This window comes from Burkholderia sp. AU18528, from assembly GCF_002223215.2.
In the GTDB taxonomy this organism is placed as follows: Bacteria; Pseudomonadota; Gammaproteobacteria; order Burkholderiales; family Burkholderiaceae; genus Burkholderia; species Burkholderia semiarida.
In genome coordinates this window covers 90732-111444 of record NZ_NKFC02000005.1, presented here as the reverse complement: position 1 = coordinate 111444, position 20713 = coordinate 90732, and the positions used below count along the sequence as shown (strand labels likewise).

Annotated in this window: 14 protein-coding genes; 7 read left to right on the top strand and 7 right to left on the bottom strand. The window is 69.3% G+C overall.

Annotation, left to right across the window (positions count from 1 at the left end; genetic code table 11):
- Positions 1-47: 47 nt before the first annotated feature.
- Together CFB52_RS35035 and CFB52_RS11990 are read right to left on the bottom strand one after the other, a co-directional pair.
- Positions 48-4013 carry a DNA translocase FtsK gene (locus CFB52_RS35035; RefSeq protein ID WP_099316674.1) on the bottom strand — a complete coding sequence of 1322 codons (3966 nt, stop codon included), beginning with the start codon at positions 4011-4013 and terminating at the stop codon, positions 48-50.
- Positions 4014-4190: 177 nt separating this feature from the next.
- The gene (locus tag CFB52_RS11990) at positions 4191-4736 is read right to left on the bottom strand and encodes an META domain-containing protein (protein ID WP_099316673.1); all 546 of its coding nucleotides are present in this window, start codon (positions 4734-4736) and stop codon (positions 4191-4193) included.
- Between the two features lie 216 nt (positions 4737-4952).
- On the opposite strand from CFB52_RS11990, the gene purT reads away from it, so the two are divergent.
- The 4 genes from purT (at position 4953) to CFB52_RS11965 (ending at position 8799) form a co-directional block, all read left to right on the top strand.
- On the top strand, positions 4953-6167 hold the full coding sequence (purT, locus tag CFB52_RS11985; RefSeq protein ID WP_059583706.1) for a formate-dependent phosphoribosylglycinamide formyltransferase: 1215 nt from the start codon (positions 4953-4955) through the stop codon (positions 6165-6167).
- Between the two features lie 18 nt (positions 6168-6185).
- Positions 6186-6371, top strand: a complete 186-nt coding sequence (locus CFB52_RS11980) for a DUF6726 family protein (protein ID WP_006497052.1) — start codon at positions 6186-6188, stop codon at positions 6369-6371.
- A 93-nt stretch (positions 6372-6464) separates the two neighbouring features.
- Positions 6465-6845, top strand: coding sequence for an MliC family protein (locus CFB52_RS11975; protein WP_059583703.1), 381 nt, complete (start codon positions 6465-6467; stop codon positions 6843-6845).
- A 394-nt stretch (positions 6846-7239) separates the two neighbouring features.
- Positions 7240-8799 (top strand): DEAD/DEAH box helicase, encoded by a 1560-nt coding sequence (locus CFB52_RS11965; protein WP_059583701.1) that lies wholly within the window; start codon positions 7240-7242, stop codon positions 8797-8799.
- Between the two features lie 261 nt (positions 8800-9060).
- Here the strand turns inward: CFB52_RS11965 and gluQRS are convergent, their stop codons facing one another.
- Positions 9061-9957 (bottom strand): tRNA glutamyl-Q(34) synthetase GluQRS, encoded by an 897-nt coding sequence (gene gluQRS, locus CFB52_RS11960; protein WP_059646495.1) that lies wholly within the window; start codon positions 9955-9957, stop codon positions 9061-9063.
- Positions 9958-9992: 35 nt separating this feature from the next.
- Complete coding sequence (locus CFB52_RS11955; protein WP_059583698.1) at positions 9993-10847, bottom strand: sulfurtransferase; 855 nt, start codon at positions 10845-10847, stop codon at positions 9993-9995.
- Between the two features lie 215 nt (positions 10848-11062).
- On the opposite strand from CFB52_RS11955, the gene dnaE reads away from it, so the two are divergent.
- The 3 genes from dnaE to CFB52_RS11940 all read left to right on the top strand — a co-directional run bounded on the left by dnaE (position 11063) and on the right by CFB52_RS11940 (position 17321).
- Entirely contained in the window at positions 11063-14596 is a 3534-nt protein-coding gene (dnaE, locus tag CFB52_RS11950; RefSeq protein WP_059583697.1) for a DNA polymerase III subunit alpha, read from the top strand.
- A 309-nt stretch (positions 14597-14905) separates the two neighbouring features.
- Positions 14906-15991, top strand: a complete 1086-nt coding sequence (locus tag CFB52_RS11945; protein WP_060312002.1) for a glycosyltransferase family 9 protein — start codon at positions 14906-14908, stop codon at positions 15989-15991.
- A gap of 151 nt (positions 15992-16142) precedes the next feature.
- Positions 16143-17321, top strand: coding sequence for a glycosyltransferase family 9 protein (locus CFB52_RS11940; RefSeq protein ID WP_059583693.1), 1179 nt, complete (start codon positions 16143-16145; stop codon positions 17319-17321).
- Positions 17322-17448: 127 nt separating this feature from the next.
- Here the strand turns inward: CFB52_RS11940 and CFB52_RS11935 are convergent, their stop codons facing one another.
- The 3 genes from CFB52_RS11935 to CFB52_RS11925 form a co-directional block, all read right to left on the bottom strand.
- Positions 17449-18729: an O-antigen ligase gene (locus CFB52_RS11935; protein ID WP_089465021.1), complete on the bottom strand. Its 1281-nt coding sequence runs from the start codon at positions 18727-18729 to the stop codon at positions 17449-17451.
- Positions 18730-18862: 133 nt separating this feature from the next.
- Positions 18863-19705 (bottom strand): glycosyltransferase family 2 protein, encoded by an 843-nt coding sequence (locus CFB52_RS11930; RefSeq protein ID WP_060966836.1) that lies wholly within the window; start codon positions 19703-19705, stop codon positions 18863-18865.
- A 120-nt stretch (positions 19706-19825) separates the two neighbouring features.
- The gene (locus tag CFB52_RS11925; protein WP_099316672.1) at positions 19826-20578 is read right to left on the bottom strand and encodes a glycosyltransferase family 2 protein; all 753 of its coding nucleotides are present in this window, start codon (positions 20576-20578) and stop codon (positions 19826-19828) included.
- Positions 20579-20713: the final 135 nt, after the last annotated feature.

The following is a 20713-nucleotide window of genomic DNA, read 5'->3' as shown; positions in this document are numbered from 1 at the left end:
GCGCGGCGCGCCCGTATCGATGAATCGCGGCCGGCGGGCCGCCGGCCTCAGTCGGCCGCGGCCGGCACGAGCACCTCGCGGCTGCCGTTGATGCCCATCGCCGACACGAGGCCCGCCGTTTCCATCTGCTCGACGAGGCGCGCCGCGCGGTTGTAGCCGATGCGCAATTGCCGCTGCACCGACGAGATCGACGCGCGCCGCGTGCGCACGACGAACGCGACGGCTTCGTCGTACAGCGGATCGGCTTCCGCATCCGGCGCGTCGCCGAACAGGTCCTGCGTCGCGCCGTCGGCGGCCGGGCCGTCGAGGATGCCTTCCTCGTATTGCGGCTCGCCGAACTGCTTCAGATACTCGACGATCCGGTGCACTTCCTCGTCGGCGACGAACGCGCCGTGCACGCGCTGCGGATAACCGGTGCCCGGCGGCAGGAACAGCATGTCGCCCATCCCCAGCAGCGACTCCGCGCCCATCTGGTCGAGGATCGTGCGCGAATCGATCTTCGACGATACCTGGAACGCGACGCGCGTCGGGATGTTCGCCTTGATGAGGCCGGTGATCACGTCGACCGACGGACGCTGCGTCGCGAGGATCAGGTGGATGCCGGCCGCGCGCGCCTTCTGCGCGAGGCGGGCGATCAGTTCCTCGATCTTCTTGCCGGCGACCATCATCAGGTCGGCCAGCTCGTCGATCACGACGACGATCAGCGGCAGCGTCGACAGCGGCTCCGGATCGTCGGGCGTCAGCGAGAACGGGTTGCCGATCTTCTTTTCCTTCGCTTGCGCGTCGCGGATCTTCTGGTTGAAGCCCGCGAGGTTGCGCACGCCGACGGCCGACATCAGCCGGTAGCGTTTCTCCATTTCGCCGACGCACCAGTTCAGCGCGTTCGCCGCGAGCTTCATGTCGGTGACGACCGGCGCGAGCAGGTGCGGGATGCCTTCGTAGACCGACAGCTCCAGCATCTTCGGGTCGATCATGATGAGCCGCACGTCTTCCGGCGTCGCCTTGTACAGCAGCGACAGGATCATCGCGTTGATCGCGACCGACTTGCCCGAACCCGTCGTGCCGGCCACCAGCATGTGCGGCGCCTTCGCGAGATCGGTGACGACCGGGTGGCCGGTGATGTCCTTGCCCATCGCGATCGTCAGTTGCGACGGCGAATGCTGGTACTGGCGCGATTCGAGAATCTCCGACAGGCGGATCATCTGGCGCTTCGCGTTCGGCAGTTCGAGGCCCATGCAGGTCTTGCCGGGGATCGTCTCGACGACGCGGATCGACGTGAGGCCGAGGCCGCGCGACAGGTCCTTCATCAGCCCGACGATCTGGCTGCCGCGCACGCCGAGCGCGGGTTCGATCTCGAAGCGCGTGATCACGGGGCCGGCCGATGCGCCGACCACCGTCACCGGCACCTTGAATTCCTGCAGCCGCTGTTCGATCACCTGCGCGGTTTGCGCGAGGTGTTCCTCGGTGATCGTTTCGACGTCGTCGGACGCAGGCTCGAGCAGGTCGAGCGTCGGCAGTTCGACGTTGAACGACGCGGGTGCGTGGAATTCGAACGCGTTCGGGCGCGGCTGACGGGCGGGGGCCGGGGCCGGTTCGGTGGCCTCGGTCGCCTGGGTGGCCGGTGCGCCGATCGGTGCGACAGTGGGCGGTGTCGGCGCGGCAACGACGGCCGCCGGCGGATGCGGGAGGTTCGCGCCGGGGAGGGCCGTAGCCGGCGGTGCCGTGATCGGCGCCTCGGTCACGTCGTGCGACATGGACCAGCCCGACGACGTGGCGGCAGCGGCGGGCGGTGTCGTGAACGTCCGCGTTGCGACCGTGGCAGGGTCGAGCGCGATCGACGGGGCCTGCGTCGCGGCGGGCGCATCGATCGACATCAGCGGTCCGGTTGCGGCGGCAGGCAAGCCCGTGACCGGGTGAGCCGGCGTGGCGGCGAGCGCGGCTGTCGGCGCGATCGCGCTGAAGGATGGCGACGTCGTGGCGGAAACGGCCGGCGACGCGGGAAGGGCGATGGCCGGCTGCGGAGCGGCTGCGCCGGGTGAGCCGGATGAGCCGGATGGAGCGGACGTCGTCGCACCGGTCGAGGTGGTCGTCGTGTCGGCTGGACGCGTTGATGCGGGCGCGGAAGACGGCGCCGCGATCGGCGTGGTTGCGGAAAGCACGGGCGCCGACGTTCCGGCGATCGACGAAGAGGGCAGGGCGGCGAACGGGACGATGCCGTCGGCAGGCTTCACGTCGGCGTGCGCATCGGCGGCACGTTCAGGCACGTTGGCCGGTGCGGCGCGATCGATGACAGGCGCCGGTTGCGTGTCGTCCTTGTCGTCGGTATCGGGCGAGCCGGCCGGATGGCGGGTGGCCGGGTCGCGAACCGCCGTATCGTCTGCCTGCGCGGAGGCGGGATCGGCGGATTCCGATCCCGCGGTGTCCGCCAGCGGTTCGGCGACCGGATTCCCGGTCGACACGTCGAAGGCGGAAGCCGGCGGGCTGGCGACGTCTTCCCACGGCGCGACGTCGATGGGCATGTCAAACGAAGGCGCGGCGGCGATCCCGAATGCCGGCGCGGCGGGCGCATCGTCGACGGGAGGGATCTCGTCGTCGGCACGAGGCGAAAACACGCGATCGTCGACGCGGGTATCCGGCAGCGCGTGCGGGGTGGTGTCATCGAACGACGGGGTGGGCGAATCGCCGACCGGAGCCTGTGTCATGCCGGATTCCGCCGGCATGAAGGCGTCGAGCACGATCGGCGCGGTGTCGTCATGCGCAGGTGCGGCTTGGTCTTCGGCCGGGACAGGGATGTCCTGCGCTGCGATGCCGTGCGTCGCGGAGACGAACGCGTCCGACACAGCCGCCGCTGCCGGCGCGGCCACGCCACTTGCTGCCGCGGCTACGCCGGCAGCGGCTGCGGTAGCGGTTGCCACGTGCGTCGCGTCGGCCGGCTGTGCGCCGCCCAGCGCCGCCCATTGCGCGGTGCTGGCCTCGATCGCGCGCAGCGTGTCGTGAACGCTCGGCGCAGGCGTGATCGGCGCGGCCGGTTTTTCCGTCCACGCATAGAGCGGCGCGCGTGCCGGCGCGGGCGGGGCCGGGCGGCGTCGTGTCGCGTCCGCCGGCAGGCCGGCTGCCGCCGTGCCGGCGGCCGGACGCACCGGCGGACGCTGCGGTGGCGTACTGGCCGGTCGCGGCGCGACCGTGGCGCGCGGCGTAGTCTGCGTGAGCGCGGCGGTGGCCGGCCGCGCGGCGGTCGGACGCGGCCGGACGGGTTCGAATCCCGCCGGAAGCGGAGCGGGCGCGGGGCGCGGCACTTGCGCGTTCGCCGCGGCGCGCGCGAGGCTGGCGGTGCTGCCGGTGGTCGGCGGCGGCATCGCGCTGGCCGGGATCGGCGCGGGCGGCGCCGGGGTGCGTTGCGGCGCGGCGGGCTTCAGCCAGCCCGACGGCGCGACGGGCTCCGCAAGCGGGCGCGGCGGCGTCTTGCTGCGCGGCTTCGGTCGCGCCTGCGGATCGGGCTTCCACACGGTCGGGCGCGAATACCGGCCGTTCTGGCGCGGCGCCATCGAGTTCACGGTGTGCGCGGTGGTCGGCTGCACGACGTCGTCGTCGCGATGCAGCGCACTGCGCGGCAGGTCGGCGATCCCGCGCGCGTCGTCGTCGCCGTCGCGCGACAGCTTGACGCCGAACGACGTGTCGACCCACGCGGCGAACTGCCGCCAGCCGATGCCGGTCAGCCACGGCAAGCCGGCGAACAACAGCACGACCATCGCGACCGGCGTGCCGATCGGGCCGAGCACGCGGGCGAAGCCGGCCGAGCACGCATGGCCGAGCGCGTTCGTGTCGGGGCCGGACAGCGGGCTCGTCAGCGTGCAGCTGGCGACGAATACCGCGGCGAAGCCGAGCCACAGGCGAATCGAGCCGCGGCCGGCGAGCCCGCCGCCGCCGGGCAGCATCGCCTGGACGAGACGCCAGAAGAGAAGGAGGAACCAGACGGCGGAGATGCCGAACCAGCCGAAGACAACCGTGTGCATGCTTTGAAACAGGAGTGGGGAGGGGCGCGCGGGGCGCGACCCGCCGAGTTTAACCGGCCGGCGAACAAGACTCTAACGCGGCGTGATTCCGATTCACGCCGCGCGACGCACGTGAGTGGCACATGCGCGTGGCGCGCCACGCGAAGGCGGTCGGTCGGCCTTCGCGCGCGCCGGGCGTCAGGGGCTCCGGTGCGTGAACGTCAGCGTCGCGCCGGCCTCGGTCACGATCTGCAATTGCTGCGGCGCGCGCATCTGCACGCCGGTCTTCGCGATGTGGGCGAGCGCGTCGAGGTACGCGGCTTCGAGCTGGCCGCCGAGCGTGTTCGGGCAGGCCATTCGCGTGCCGGCGAGCGGGCCGAAGCTCAGCACGCCATTCTTGATCGCATAGGTGCCCACGTAGCGGTTGCAGCCCGAGAACCCGCTTGCGCGCCGGATGCCCGAATCGGTCGACAGCGCGAGCTTGATCGGCTCGCCGTTGTCGCCGTGCGGGATCGCGCGTTGCGTGCCGTCGGCGTTCACCCAGCGGGTGAGCTCCCAGCTCGTGTCGTCGAGCAACTGGACGGCGGCGGGGTTGTACGGGTCGGGCGCGGGGGCGGCGGAATCGGGATGGGTCGGCATCGCGCAGGCGGCGAGAAGCGTGGCAAGCGTCAGCGCGCAAAGCGGCGCGCGCAACGGACGAAACAGGCCGGTGCGTGCGCGTGCGGCCGCGGACAGGTGGGACATGAGCCTCGTTCCTCTTCGGATTCTGATCAAGGCGTAAGAGTAACGCACCCGCCCCGCGGCAGGCGAGCCGACACTTCGCGCGTGAAAACGTTCGCGGGCCGCCCACCGGCCTCGCACGACGACGCGCCGACGCGGCCAAACCGCCCGAACCGGCCCGGATGCCCGTGTTAACATCGAAGCCGTTTTCGTCCTCCAACAGAACCAGCGGGAAATCACATGCAGATCGGTCAGCGGCTCGGTACGCCGCTTTCACCCTCGGCCACGCGCGTCATGCTGCTCGGCGCGGGCGAACTCGGCAAGGAAGTCATCATCGCGTTGCAGCGTCTCGGCGTCGAAGTCGTCGCAGTCGATCGCTATCGGGACGCACCGGGCCACCAGGTCGCACATCGCGCGCACGTGATTGACATGACGGACCCGGCCGCGCTGCGGGCCGTCGTCGAGGCCGAGCGTCCGCACCTGATCGTCCCCGAGATCGAGGCGATCGCCACCGACGCGCTCGCGGCGATCGAGGCGGCCGGCCTCGCCGAGGTGATCCCGACCGCGCGCGCGACGCAGCTCACGATGAATCGCGAAGGGATCCGCCGGCTCGCGGCCGAGGAACTCGGCCTGCCGACCTCCCCGTATGCGTTCGCGGATTCGTTCGAAGCGTTCAGCGCGGCCGTCGCGAAGATCGGCATGCCGTGTGTCGTGAAGCCCGTGATGTCGTCGTCGGGCAAGGGGCAGTCGGTCGTGAAGACCGAGGCCGACGTGAAGCCGGCGTGGGACTACGCGATGGCCGGCGGGCGCGTGAACCACGGCCGCGTGATCGTCGAGGGCTTCGTCGATTTCGACTACGAGATCACGCAGCTGACCGTGCGCGCGATCGACCCCGCGACGCTCGACACGCGTACCTATTTCTGCGAGCCGGTCGGCCACGTCCAGGTGGCGGGCGACTACGTCGAATCGTGGCAGCCGCAGCCGATGAGCGCGGCGGCGCTCGAGAAGTCGCGCGAGATCGCGCACAAGGTGACCGAGGCGCTCGGCGGGCGCGGGCTGTTCGGCGTCGAGCTGTTCGTGCGCGGCGACGACGTCTGGTTCTCCGAGGTGAGCCCGCGGCCGCACGATACGGGCCTCGTCACGCTGGCATCGCAGCGCCAGTCGGAATTCGAGCTGCACGCGCGGGCGATTCTCGGGCTGCCGGTCGATCCGGCGCTCGGCACGCCGGCTGCGTCGGCGGTGATCTACGGCGGGCTCGACGAGCGCGGGATCGCGTTCGAAGGCGTGCGCGACGCGCTCGCGGTGCCGGGCGCGGACCTGCGCCTGTTCGGCAAGCCGGAAAGTTTCGCGAAGCGGCGCATGGGCGTCGCGCTGGCGACCGGCGCGACCGTCGACGAAGCCCGCGAACGCGCGAAGCGCGCTGCCGCGGCCGTGCGGCCCGTGTCGGCGCGCTGACGGAACGAGGAGCGGACGATGGCGTCGAGGTGGTTGCGTATCGGAAAGCTGGGCGCCGCGCTGGCGCTTGTCGCGAGTCTCGCCGGCTGCGGCCTGGCGGCCGCGCCGTGCCGCGTGGCGTCGGCGGGCCTCAAGATCGTGCCGCTCGTCGGCCATGTCGCCGCGGCGCCGACCGATGCGTGCGCGGATGTGATCGATCCCTGATTTCGGCCGCCGACGTGCCTTCCCGTCAACCGTATGGACAATCACCCCGCGCGCCGCGATGGCGCGTTTCCACCGTCTCGTGAGAGGACCTGCATGATTCGCTACACCCTCGCCGCGCTTGCGCTTGTCGGCGGTGCCGTTTCCGTCGCGCATGCCGCGCGATTGACCATCGAAGAGATCGACGCCGACACGCGCCAGCAGGTCGTCTACCAGTGCGCGAACCAGAAGCAGCCGGTGCGCGTGTCGTACTGGCTCGCGGGCAACGGCCAGAGCTTCGCGCTCGTGCCGGTCGACGGCAAGCGGTTGCTGTTCGTCGACACGGTGTCGGCGTCGGGCGCGCGCTACCAGGCCGGCCGCTATACGTGGTGGACGAAGGGCAAGGAAGCGACGCTGCGCGACGAGATCGCCGACCCGAAGTCGCCGCCGCTGCTGGGCGACTGCGTGCAGGTCGAGAAGAAAAAGAAGCAGGGCTGAGCGGCGGGCGCGGTTGCGGCACGCATTCGCGTATTCGCGCGTCGTGACGGCTGTCGGGCTGAAGGCCCGGTACGCGGATGGGCGGCGGACCGACTGGTACGAGGCTTCGGCATCGAACCCCCATTCTTGTTTACTGCCCGATACGGATAGCCCGATCGGGCGACCGCTCGCTCGCACGGGCTGGGGCAGTCCCGCCGCGCGAACCGCCGCCGCGGCCGCTCGCGGCGTTGTCGCGGACAGATTCCCGCACGGTGCTACAATACGGCCCTTTCCGCCGGCATTCGCGCCGAACGGAGTCCGCACGGCCTGGCGTCCAGCGTTCGCATTGAACCGGTCCCAAGCGCCAGAGCGGCGCCGCGCGGCGCGCCGCGGCTCCGTCTATTTCCGAATTGTGATGAGCGCAGGCCCGGCCGGCCTGACGCACGATGTCCCCGCCGCGCCTTTTGAGCGAAACGCCACCATGTCCGATTCTGTCGCCAAGCCCGTCGACGCAACCTTCGATCAATTCGGCCTTGCCGCCGATATCCTGAAAGCCATTGCGGAGCAGGGTTATACGACGCCGACGCCGATCCAGGCGCAGGCCATTCCGGTCGTGCTCGCCGGCCGCGACGTCATGGGCGCCGCGCAAACGGGCACCGGCAAGACCGCGAGCTTCTCGCTGCCGATCATCCAGCGCCTGCTGCCGCAGGCCAATACGAGCGCGTCGCCGGCGCGCCACCCCGTGCGTGCGCTGATCCTCACGCCAACCCGCGAACTCGCCGACCAGGTCGCCGCGAACGTGCACGCGTATGCGAAGCACACGCCGCTGCGCAGCGCGGTGGTGTTCGGCGGCGTCGACATGAACCCGCAATCGGCCGAACTGCGTCGCGGCGTCGAGATCCTGATCGCGACGCCGGGCCGCCTGCTCGATCACGTGCAGCAGAAGACGGCGAACCTCGGCCAGGTGCAGATCCTCGTGCTCGACGAAGCCGACCGGATGCTCGACATGGGCTTCCTGCCCGATCTGCAGCGCATCCTGAACCTGCTGCCGAAGGAGCGTCAGACGCTGCTGTTCTCGGCCACCTTCTCGGGCGAAATCAAGAAGCTCGCGTCGACCTACCTGCGCAATCCGCAGACGATCGAGGTCGCGCGCAGCAACTCGACGAACGCGAACGTCACGCAGATCGTCTACGACGTCGCCGAAGGCGACAAGCAGGCGGCCGTCGTGCAGTTGCTGCGCGATCGCGGCCTCAAGCAGGTGATCGTGTTCTGCAACAGCAAGATCGGCGCGAGCCGCCTCGCGCGCAATCTCGAGCGCGACGGCGTGGTCGCGTCGGCGATTCACGGCGACAAGACGCAGATCGAGCGGATGCAGGCGCTGGACGCGTTCAAGCGCGGCGAGATCGAGGCGCTGGTCGCGACCGACGTGGCCGCGCGCGGCCTCGACATCGCCGAGCTGCCGGCCGTGATCAACTTCGACCTGCCGTTCAGCGCGGAAGACTACGTGCACCGGATCGGCCGTACCGGCCGCGCGGGTGCGACGGGCGACGCGCTGTCGCTGTGCAGCCCGAACGAGCGCAAGCAGCTCGCCGACATCGAGAAGCTGATCAAGCGTCCGCTCGAAGTGCAGACGCTCAAGCTCGACAAGCCGGCGCGCCATCGTCACGACGATCGTGGCGGCGAGCGCGGTGGTGAACGCACCAGCGAGCGCGGTGGCGAGCGGGGCGGCCGGCGCGACCGCGACGAGCATCGCGGCGCATCGGCTCGCCGGTCGGGCAGCGCCGAGCGCGGCGGCCATCATCGCCGCCACGAAGCGCCGGTCGACGACTTCTTCCTGAAGCCGTACGAGCCGCAGGCGTCGGCGAAGCAGCCCGACGACGCGCAGCCCGCGCAGCAGCCCGAGAAGAAAGGGCCGAAGCGGCAGGTCGCCGCGCTGCTCGGCGGGTTCGGGATGCCGCGCAAGCCGTCGGCGTAAGCCGGGCGGCGGGGGCGGCGCGTGAGCGCTGCCGGCAAGCGGGCACATGCGACGAGCATGTGCCCGTTTTTCATTGGGTGACGCGATCGGGGCGGGGGGCGTGCGAGGCGGGGCTATTGCTTGCCGCGCGGGGCGGATCTTTTGATGCCGTGTCGTCGCCAGGCGTGACGGTCACGTTTCCGTCACGTCGTCACGCGGTCGGATTAGCGGCCGACGGACGCACGAGCGTAGTCGGGCACGCGCCGGTGTCCCGCAGGCGACTCAACCCGCGCGCGGGCCGAAGCGACGCGCCCACGCATCGGTCGCGGCCGCGTAGAAGGACGCCATCGTATTGCCCGGTAGATCGCCATCGTCTGCCAAACCGAGATGCGCGGCCGCGGCCCGCAGCGCCGGAAGCGGATCGTTGCGTTCGAGCGCCGTCGCGCCCGTTTGCTTGCTGAGCTTTTCGCCGTTCGCATCGACCACGACGGGCACGTGCAGATACGCGGGAGTCGGCACGCCGAGGCAGCGCTGCAGGTAGATCTGGCGCGCAGTCGAATCGAGCAGGTCGGCGCCGCGCACGACATGCGTGATGCCGGCATCGGCATCGTCGACGACGACCGCGAGTTGATACGCCCATTGGCCGTCCGCGCGTTTGAGCACGAAATCGCCGACTTCGGTCGCGAGGTTCTGCGCTTGCGTGTGCTGCCAGCGATCGTCGAACGTGACGAGCGCGTCGCTGCCGTCGGGCACGCGCAGCCGCCATGCGCGCGCGGGCTTGCCGTGCAGGCCGGTGCGGCAGGTGCCCGGATAGGCGAGCGTCGTGTGGCGTTCGTGGGCCGCGCGCAGCGAATCGGCGATTTCCTTGCGCGTGCAGCCGCACGGATAGACGAGCCCCGCCGCGACGAGCCGCTCGAGCGCGGCCGTGTAGGCCGCATCGCGCGTGCTCTGCCAGACGGGCGGCGCGTCGGGCGTCATGCCGAAATGGGCGAGCGTCGCGAGGATGTCGTCGGCCGCGCCGGGCACCGTGCGCGGGCCGTCGAGATCCTCGATGCGCACGAGCCACGTGCCGCCGTGCGCGCGCGCGTCGAGCCAGCTCGCGAGCGCGCCGACCAGCGAGCCGAAGTGCAGCGGGCCGGTGGGCGACGGCGCGAAGCGGCCGCGATAGCCGTGATTCATCGGCGGGGCGCGACGAGACGTGGCGAGGCGCGCCGTTACGCGGCGCTGGCTGCCTGCACGCAGGCCGGGCACGACTTGCCGGGCACGTAGCTCGGCGACTGTTGCGCTTGCGGCGTGACGACCGCGCGGCACGCGAAGCACGTGACGTTCGCGGTGGGCTGGAGCTGCGGATTCAGCGCGGTGCGGTAGTCGAACACGAAGCAGTCGCCGTGATAGTGCGCGCCGCCGACTTCCTCGAAGTACTTCAGGATCCCGCCTTCGAGCTGGTACACGTTCTCGATGCCGATTTCCTTCATGTGGATCGCGGCCTTCTCGCAGCGGATGCCGCCGGTGCAGAACGACACGACCGTCTTGCCTTCGAGGTCGGCGCGGTTCGCGTCGATCACTTCCGGGAATTCGCTGAACTTGTCGATCCGGTAGTCGAGCGCGTTGTCGAACGTGCCGACGTCGACTTCGAACGCGTTGCGCGTGTCGAGCATCACGACCGGGCGGCCCGTGTCGTCGTGGCCGCGGTCGAGCCACGCCTTGAGCGTGCGCGCGTCGACGAACGGCGCGCGGCCGAGTTCCGGCTTGATCGCGGGCTTCTTCATCGTGATGATCTCGCGCTTCAGGCGCACGAGCATGCGGCGAAACGGCTGCGAGTCGGACAGGCTTTCCTTGAACTGCAGCGTCGCGAACTTGCCTTCGAACAGCGGATCGTGGCGGATGTATGCGATGAATGCGTCGGTGGCTTCGCGCGTGCCGGCGATGAACAGGTTGATGCCTTCCGGCGCGAGCAGGATCGTGCCGCGCAGGCCCAGTTCGTTGCAGCGCGCGGTGACGAGCGGGCGCCATTGCTCGTTCGCGTCGAGCGATACGAAGTGGTAGGCGGCGAGGTTGACGATGGTCATGATGGTCCGACGGGAAAACGGCCGCACGCGGCCCGCAAAAAAGGGTGCGAAGCCGGGGCGTTGATTCGAAAAACCGTATTATCCCGCAAACGACGCCGGCATCGGTATCTGGCCGAACGGCCAGCCGCGCGACGCGTCGCCGCGTGCATCGGCCGAACGGCCAACGCGGGCATTTTTTGGGCAGCCCGCGCGGCGGGGCGGCTACAATAGCGCCCATGTCAGATCCTCGCTTCGTCCATCTTCGCGTTCACTCCGAATTCTCGATTGCCGACGGCATCGTGCGCATTGACGACATCGTCAAGGCGGCGGCCGCGGACGGCCAGGGCGCGCTCGCCCTCACCGATCTCGGCAATGCATTCGGCCTCGTCCGTTTCTACCAGGAAGCCCGCGGCAAGGGCATCAAGCCGATCGCCGGTTGCGACGTCTGGATCGCCAATCCGGACGACCGCGACAAGCCGTCGCGGCTGCTGCTGCTGGTCAAGGACAAGGTCGGTTACCTGAATCTCTGCGAGCTGCTGTCGAAGGCGTGGCTCACGAACCAGTACCGCGGCCGCGCGGAACTCGACGCGAGCTGGCTCGACGGCGAGCTCGCGCAGGGGCTGCTCGCGCTGTCGGGCGCGCAGCAGGGTGACATCGGGCTCGCGCTGGCCGCCGGCAACGAAGAAGCCGCGCGCCGTCACGCCGCGCGCTGGGCGAGCGTATTCCCGGGCGCTTTCTACATCGAGCTGCAGCGTTACGGCCAGCCGGGCGCCGAGGCGTACATCCAGCAGGCCGCGACGCTCGCCGCGTCGCTGAAGCTGCCGGTCGTCGCGACGCACCCGACGCAGTTCATGACCGACGACGATTTCACCGCGCACGAGGCGCGCGTGTGCATCTCGGAAGGCGACATCCTCGCGAACCCGCGGCGGCAGAAGCGTTTCACGACCGACCAGTATTTCCGCACGCAGGACGACATGGTCGCGCTGTTCGCCGACCTGCCGTCGGCGATCGCGAACACGGTCGAGATCGCGAAGCGCTGCAACCTGAAGCTCGAGCTCGGCAAGCCGAAACTGCCGCTGTTCCCGACGCCGGACGGCATGTCGCTCGACGACTACCTGGTCCAGCTGTCGAAGGAAGGGCTCGAGACCCGCCTCGCGCAGTTGTATCCGGTCGAAGCCGAGCGCGACGCGCAGCGCGACACGTACTACAAGCGCCTCGAATTCGAGTGCGGGACCATCACGAAGATGGGCTTCCCCGGCTACTTCCTGATCGTTGCGGATTTCATCAACTGGGCGAAGAACAACGGCGTGCCGGTCGGGCCGGGCCGCGGCTCGGGCGCCGGCTCGCTGGTCGCGTACGCGCTCGGCATCACCGACCTCGATCCGCTGCGCTACAACCTGCTGTTCGAGCGCTTCCTGAACCCCGAGCGCGTGTCGATGCCCGACTTCGACATCGACTTCTGCCAGCACGGCCGCGATCGCGTGATCCAGTACGTGAAGGAGAAATACGGCGCGGACGCCGTGTCGCAGATCGCCACGTTCGGCACGATGGCCGCGAAGGCGGCCGTGCGCGACATCGGCCGCGTGCTCGACCTCGGCTACATGTTCACCGACGGCGTCGCGAAGCTGATTCCGTTCAAGCCCGGCAAGCACGTGACGATTGCCGACGCGATGAAGGAAGAGCCGCAACTGCAGGAGCGCTACGACCACGAGGACGAAGTCCATCAGTTGCTCGATCTCGCGCAGCGCGTCGAAGGCCTCACGCGTAACGTCGGGATGCATGCGGGCGGCGTACTGATCGCGCCCGGCAAGCTGACCGATTTCTGCCCGCTGTACACGCAGGGCGACGACGGCGGCGTGGTCAGCCAGTACGACAAGGACGACGTCGAAGCCGTCGGCCTCGTGAAGTTCGACTTTCTGGGGCTCACGACGCTGACGATCCTCGACTGGGCCGAGCGCTACATCCGCCGCCTCGATCCGTCGAAGGCCGACTGGTCGCTCGCGCAGGTGCCGCTCGACGATCCGGCCTCGTTCCAGATCCTGAAGAAGGCCAACACGGTCGCGGTGTTCCAGCTGGAAAGCCGCGGGATGCAGGGCATGCTGAAGGATGCGCAGCCCGACCGCTTCGAGGACATCATCGCGCTCGTGTCGTTGTACCGTCCGGGCCCGATGGACCTGATCCCGAGCTTCTGCGCACGGAAGCACGGGCGCGAGAAGGTCGACTATCCGGATCCGCGCGTCGAACCCGTCCTGAAAGAGACCTACGGCATCATGGTCTATCAGGAGCAGGTGATGCAGATGGCGCAGATCATCGGCGGCTACTCGCTCGGCGGCGCCGACTTGCTGCGTCGCGCGATGGGCAAGAAAAAGCCCGAGGAGATGGCCAAGCATCGCGAGATCTTCGCCGAGGGTGCGGCGAAGAACGGCCTCACGCGCGAGAAGTCCGACGAGATCTTCGACTTGATGGAGAAGTTCGCGGGCTACGGCTTCAACAAGTCGCACGCGGCCGCGTATGCGCTGCTCGCGTATTACACCGCGTGGCTGAAGGCGCACCATCCGGCCGAATTCATGGCGGCCAACATGACGCTCGCGATGGACGACACCGACAAGGTGAAGATCCTGTTCGACGATTGCGTGTTGAACAACCTCGTCGTGCTGCCGCCGGACATCAACGCATCGCATTACCGGTTCGAGCCGGTCGCGGAAGCCGACGGCAAGCGTTCGCGCACGATCCGCTACGGCCTCGGCGCGGTGAAGGGCAGCGGCCAGAACGCGATCGAGGAAATCCTGCGGGCCCGCGAGGAAAAGGCGTTTACCGACCTGTTCGACTTCTGCGAACGGATCGACCGGCGCGTCGTCAACCGCCGCACGGTCGAGGCGCTGATCCGCGCCGGCGCGTTCGATTCGCTGAACCCGAACCGAGCGCAATTGATCGCGTCGGTGCCGCTCGCGATGGAAGCGGCCGACCAGGCCGAGGCGAACGCGATGCAGGCCGGCCTGTTCGACATGGGCGCCGAGTCGCCGCATGCGCACGCGCTCGTCGACGAACCCGCGTGGGACGACAAGCGCCGTCTGCAGGAAGAAAAGGGCGCGCTCGGGTTCTACCTGTCCGGCCACCTGTTCGACGCGTATCGCGACGAAGTGCGCCGCTTCGTGCGGCAGAAGGTCGGCGACCTGAAGGAAGGCCGCGACAAGCTCGTCGCGGGCATCATCGCGTCGCTGCGCACGCAGATGACGCAGCGCGGCAAGATGCTGATCGCGCTGCTCGACGACGGCTCGGGCCAATGCGAGATCACGATCTTCAACGAACAGTTCGAGGCGAATAAGGCGCTGTTCAAGGAAGACGAGCTGCTGATCGTGCAGGGGCAGGCGCGCAACGACGCGTTCACCGGCGGCATTCGCTTCACGGCCGATACCGTGATGGATCTCGAACGCGCGCGCAGCCGCTATGCGCAGGCCGTGCGGCTGACGATGAACGGCAACGCCGACGCGCTTGCGCTGCGCCGCGTGCTCGAGCCGCATGTGGCGAAGGACGAGCCGGCTGCCGCGAACGCGGTCGAAGCGCCCGCGCCGCGCGGCGGCGGACGCGATGGCGGTCGCCGCCCGCAGGCGCCGCTGCCGAACGGGCTGGCGGTGCAGATTCACTACAGCAATGCGCGCGCGCAAGGCGAAATGCGTCTGGGCGACGCATGGCGCGTGAAGCCGAGCGACGTGCTGCTGGCGGAGTTGCGAGCGGCGTTCGACGGCAGCGTCGTCGAAATCACGTACTGATCGCGTTCCACTTCGACGGCGGTCGCCTATGCACGGCCCGTCGCATCGCCATCGTGCGGTGCGGCGGGCCGTTTTGACGAGCGCGGGCAGGCGGGTCTTGGGCTGCCCATCCGGACGCTATACAATCCCGCGCTGACCGGATGAACTCGGCGCTGGCGCAGGTGTGCGCGGCGGCGAAGCCGGCAGCATGCGCGCAAACGGGGGCGAATTCACGCGCCGTGCGGCAGTGCGCGACAGGGCCGCTCTGGGCAGGATGCCGGGGCAGGGCTCGTCGCGACGATAAAAACTGATTGTCACCACCACAAGACCATGGCCAATGGGAACCCGATGCAGCGGATCCTCGTGATCCGGATTGATTTTCTGGGCGACATGCTGTGCACGACGGCGTTTCTCCGCGCGCTGAAGGCGCGCTGGCCGGGCGCGGAGCTGCATGTGGTCGCGAACCGCTACAACGCGGCCGCGCTGGCCGGCAACCCGGACGTGCACGCCATCCACACCTACGTGTACAGCCGCCAGTGCGAGCGCAACGACCGTCCCGGACGGATGCGCGCATTCTTCGACCGGCTGCGCCTCGTGCGCCGTCTGCGCCGCTTGCGGTTCGACCTCGTGATCGTGCCGAACGGTGGCATGCACCGCAGCAGCATGCAGTTCGCGCGCCAGCTTCGCGCGAAGGATTGCCGCTGGCACGATGCCGAGACCGAATTCGACGATCGCAAGCCCGAGCATGTCGCGCAGCGGCCGATGTGCCACGAGGCGTTGTCGGGTTTTCGCCTGGTGCCCGAACTCGGCTGCGCCGATCTCGACCGTCTCGAGCTGTCGGTTCATCCCGACCGCGCGCTGCAGGAAGTGTGGCATCGCCTGCTCGGCGCGCGCACGAAGCCGCGCGTCGGGCTGTTCGTGTCGAACAAGGCGGTCGAGCGCCGCTGGCCCGCCGAGCGCTGGCGCGACCTCGGCGAGCGGCTCGCCCCCGTCGCGGATGTCATCGTGTTTCGCGATCCAGCCATCGGCCATGCTGCCGAAGGCGACCTGTGGCGCGACGTGAATGCACGGCATGTCGCGCCGGCGTCGGTCGCCGAGCTGGTGGCGGCCGCGAGCCTGCTCGATGCGATCGTCTCGGCCGACAGCGCGCCCGTCCACCTTGCGTCGGCGCTCGGCGTACCGGTGGCCGCCCTGTTCGAGGACCGTCCCGAGAAATACCTGCGCTGGCATCCGCTCGGTGTGCCGCACGTGGTCCTGCGCGCGGGCCCGACCGTCGATGCGATCGGCGTCGATGCGGTCGAGCGCGCGGTGCGCCACCTGCTGCCGCAGGCGAGCCACCGCGACGAAGCGCCGGCCGGCACGGCGCGCGCGCGGCCGGCCGCGGCGGCGCCTGCGACCGTGACGATCGCTTCGTAGCGCCCGGCGGGCCGTACCGGCCGCACATACTGCCATGCCCGGCTGCGCAGGGACGTATCGCGGCAGCCTGCACGACCGGTGTGCGGCGCCGCGCCGGCTGCTGCAAAATCCTGTACATTGCCAGCCTTGTTCAGCCAGCCAGACGATCGCCGTGGCCCTGTTTTCTTCCGCCCGTCCGCCCAGAACCATCCTCGTCGCCGCGCCTCGCCGTATCGGCGACGTACTGTTGACGACACCGCTCGTACGGTCGCTGAAGGCCCGCTGGCCGGACGCGCAGATCGACATGCTGGTGTTTCGCGGCACCGAGGGCGTGCTCGAGCACAATCCGGACGTGCGGCGCGTGATCGTCGTCGCGCAGCGCGCGGGATTGGGCGAGCGGCTGCGCGACGCGCTGTCGATATGGCGTCGCTACGATCTCGCGTGCGCGGCGCTGAGTTCCGACCGGCCGCGTTTCTATAGCTGGTTCGCCGGCCGCAAGCGGGTCGGTCTCGTCGATCCGGATCGCGTCACGTGGCTCACGCGGATGATGCTGCACGGAATCGCGATCAATCACCACGAATCCGCGCATACGGTCGTCAGTACGCTGGCGCTCGCGCCGGTGATCGGCATCGAGCCGGTGTCCGAGGTCGTCGCGCCCGGCATCGGCGACGATCCCGCGCGGCGCGCGCGTTTCGACGCGTGCCTCGCCGAGTCGCCGGCGATCCGCGCCGGCAAGCCACTGGTCGTGCTGCATCCGTATCCGATGTTCCGTTACAAGCAATGGCGGCTCGACGGTTGGGTCGAAATGATCGGCTGGCTGCGCGAGCAGGGCTTCGCGGTGGCGTTGTCGGGCGGCCCGGCCGACCGCGAGCGCGAATATGCGGAGCAGGTCGCGACCGAGGCGGGCGGTGACGTGCTGAACCTGGTCGGCCGCCTGACGTTCGGCGAGAGCGCGGAACTCGTGCGGCGCGCGCGGCTCTTCATCGGCCCCGACACCGGCGCGACCCACGTCGCGGCCGCGACGGGCACCGACACGATCGCACTGTTCGGGCCGTCCGACCCCGTGCGCTGGGGGCCGTGGCCGCAGCACTGGCCCGCGACCGAGAATCCGTGGGCGCTGCGCGGCTCGGGCCGGCATGGGAACGTGTGGCTGTTGCAGGGGGACGGGGATTGCGTGCCGTGCCGGCACGAAGGCTGCGAGCGTCATGTCGACAGCCGCAGCGACTGCCTCGCCCATCTTGGCGCGCAGCGCGTGAAGGCCGCGGCGGCCGAGATGCTCGGGCTGACTCCGCCGGGCCCGGCCGACATTGTCGTCGACACGTCACGGCTGCGCCGCACCGGAACCGACTGAGGCGTGCCTTTTTTCGTTCGCGGACGGGTTGTTTCGCGAAGCGCCACGCGGCTCGGCCGCATCGATGGCGGACATCCGCTGCCGCCGGCGCTGGTCGGCAGGGCAGCGGAACGTATGCCGGCGTGCGTTACACGCTGCGTCGGATCGCCGACGTTTCGCGCGGCAGCGCTTCGCTGCGTTCGCCGCAGCCGAGCAGAATGCCGGCCAGCAGCACGATCAGGTGCCCTTCGGCGAAATCCAGCAGCAGCGAATTCGCGAGACTGCCGATCGCGAAGATCGCGAGCCACGCGAGCAGCAGGTGCCGCGAGCGCGGATCGAGCGCACGGCTGCCGCGCGCGATCTGCACGATCAGGTTGACGAACAGCAGCAGGCCGAGCGTGCCGAGCTGCACGGCCATCAGCAGATATTCGTTGTGCGGATTCGACGTGAGCTGGCCTTCGGCGGCCGTCTTGCCGGCCGTGAGCTTCTCGAATTCGGATTCGAGGCCGCCCGCGCCGTAGCCGATCACCGGGCGCTGGCGATACAGCTCGAGCCCCTTCTTGTACCACTCGAGGCGCAGCCCGGTCGACGTGGCTGCATCGCTCTGCCGATATTGCTGCACTTCCGTCACGACCTTCGTCAGACGGCCGTTGTGAACCGTGCATGCAGCGACCACGAGCGCAACGCCGGCCAATACGAGCACGCCGGCGGCGAGCCCCGCGCGCAGCGCGGACTGCCGGCGCAGCAACAGCACGAAACGCACCGCGACGACGAGGATCAGCAACAGCGCGATGACCTGCCCGGTGCGCCCCTGCAGCATCACGAACACGTTGACGAGCGCCAATGCCGCGACGAACGCATAGGCGGCGCGCGACAGCGTCGTGCGGGCCGCCAGCGCGAGATCGGCCGCCTGGTAGAAGAGCAGTGCGCCGAACATGCCGGCGGCGATGTGGTTCTTGAACACCCACGCGCGCGAAAGCGGCAACTGGGTCGCATACGCCGGCCCGATCGAGGTCAACCCGAGATAGTTGGTCGTCGACAGCAGCAGGACCACGCACAGCGTGCCGAACCAGCAGCGCCGCACGATCGGCGCCCAGTTCGAATGACGGAACGCGAGCACGGCGAATGGAAGCAGCAGCAGCTTGTCGTACTTCGCGACCCAGTTCCACGCCTTGTTGTGCGGCGCGACCGTATAGGCGACGCTCGCGGCCAGCGCGGCCAGGATCAGCAACGCCGCGAGCGAAGCCGGATCGGTGACGAACGAGCGCAGGTCACGCCAGAATTCGGGGGAGATCACGAGCGCGGCGGCGAACAGCCCGCAGAACACGTTGGTCAGCGCGGTCGAAACGGGCACCATGCACAGCGCGGCGACGGCGAATGCACGGGCGGCGGTCAGGCGCCGCGTGGCGGGAGTGGAAAACGAAAGCATTGGAACCTGTCGTATGGACGAATGCGGCTCGCGGACATCGCGCCCCGCGCCGCGTATCCCGGCGAGCGATCCGGGACGAACGGCGCAGTATACGCGAAGCACGACAGGTTTCCGCGCGGTTTTCGGGGTCCGATCAGCTGAACGCGCGCTTGATTCGCGAGCGCAACAGCGCGCGCTTGAGGCGACCTTCCACGACCGGCGTATCGAGCGCGATCTGCGTGCCGACCGGCTCGCCGCGATGCAGGTAATAGCGGTCGAACGTCGCCTGGGTCATGCCCCATTTGTTCAGGAACTGGCGACGGCCGTCGTTCTTGACGATCTTGCCGGTGCTCTTTTGCTGGAAGTGGTACACGAGGCTGTCGCCGACGCCGATGAAGATCCGGCAGCCCGCATCCCAGAATTTCATCGAGAAGTCGTTGTCGCTGCTCATGCCCGGCGACAACTCGCTGCTGTAGCCGCCGATGCGGTTCCACCAGTCGCGGTGCACGAGCGTCGGCGGCCACGTCGAGCCGAGCCAGTCCGCGCGCGCGAGCTTCGGCGTCGCGGCGATCAGGGCGGCGGCGTCGAACTGTTCGGCGTCGCGGCCGAAATTGCTGACGACGACGCACGGGTTGCGCGTGTCGACCGGCTCGATCATCGTGCCCGACAGCATGAACAGGTCGGTCGGCATCCGTTCGATGCGGCGCACGAGCGCCGTATCCCAGCCCGGGCAGCAGAACATGTCGTCGTTCATGTAGACGACGTAGTCGCGCGTGGCGCGCGCGGCGGCCAGGTTGACCGCATGGCAGATGCCGATGTTGGCCGGCGACGCGGTGTGCTCGATCCCTTCGTTGCGCACCCAGTCGAGCGTGCCGTCCGAGCCGTCGTTCACGTGCACGATGATCTGATGGTCGTACGCGGAGTGGCGACGCAGGCTGTCGACGACGAGCTTGAGGTACGGCAGGTTGTTCCAGGTCGGAATGATGATGGAGAACATGGCGGTCGGATTCGGTAGTCGTCGTGGCGGGCGGCGCGTGGCGCCGCCGGTCGGACGGGCACGCGCGGCGCGGGCAGGCCCGCATTGTAACGCCGGGCCGGCTGCATGCCAGGCGGGCGCTCAGCGGGCCCGTTCGTGGCCGAGCTTCAGGAAGCGGTAATACACGGTTTCCGCGTTGAACACGGCGATCATGAAGCCCGCGCGGCCGTCGAGGAAGCCGCGCCGCAGCACGTAGGTGCGCACGAACGCCCACGCGCCGCGGCCGAGCGCCTTGCCGAAGCCGCCGCGCTGGCCAGCCGCGCGGCGCTGGCGCGCGCCGGCCGTCGAATACGCGTCGAGCTTGCGCACGACCGTTTCGAAATCCTCGTACGAGTAGTGCATCAGCTTGCCGGCCAGGCGCTGTGCGGCGGTATCGAATACGAGGCGCTCGTGCACGAGATCGTCCGAGAAGCGCGCGGCGCCGCGCCGGAACAGCCGCGGCACCCAGTCCGGATACCAGCCGCTGTGATGGATCCACTGGCCGCAGAAGCTGGACAGCCGGTCGAGCGCATAGACCTGCGCGGCCGGCGCGCGGATCGCGTCGCGGATCGATCGCGCGAGTTCCGGCGTGACGATTTCGTCGGTATCGAGCGACAGGATCCAGTCGGTGTCGAGCGCGTCGAGCGCACGATTCTTCTGCGGGCCGAAGCCCGGCCAGTCGCGCTCGACGATCACGCGCGCGCCGTGCGCCTGCGCGATCGCGACGGTATCGTCGGTGCTGCCGCCGTCGATCACGACGACGTCGTCGGCGAACGACAGCGCATCGAGGCACTGCGCGAGCCGCGCGGATGCGTTGAGGGCGATGAGGGCGACGCCGAGGGTGGGTTCTGCCATGAAATCGTCGAAAAGGCGGAGAAAACGGTGAGCGGCAGTATACCCGCGCGCCGGCCGGCGGCCGCTGCGGCCACGGCCGTGCCGGTGGGGGCGGTACGGCTATAATGTTGGGCCTTTTTCGGCACCCGCCGGACG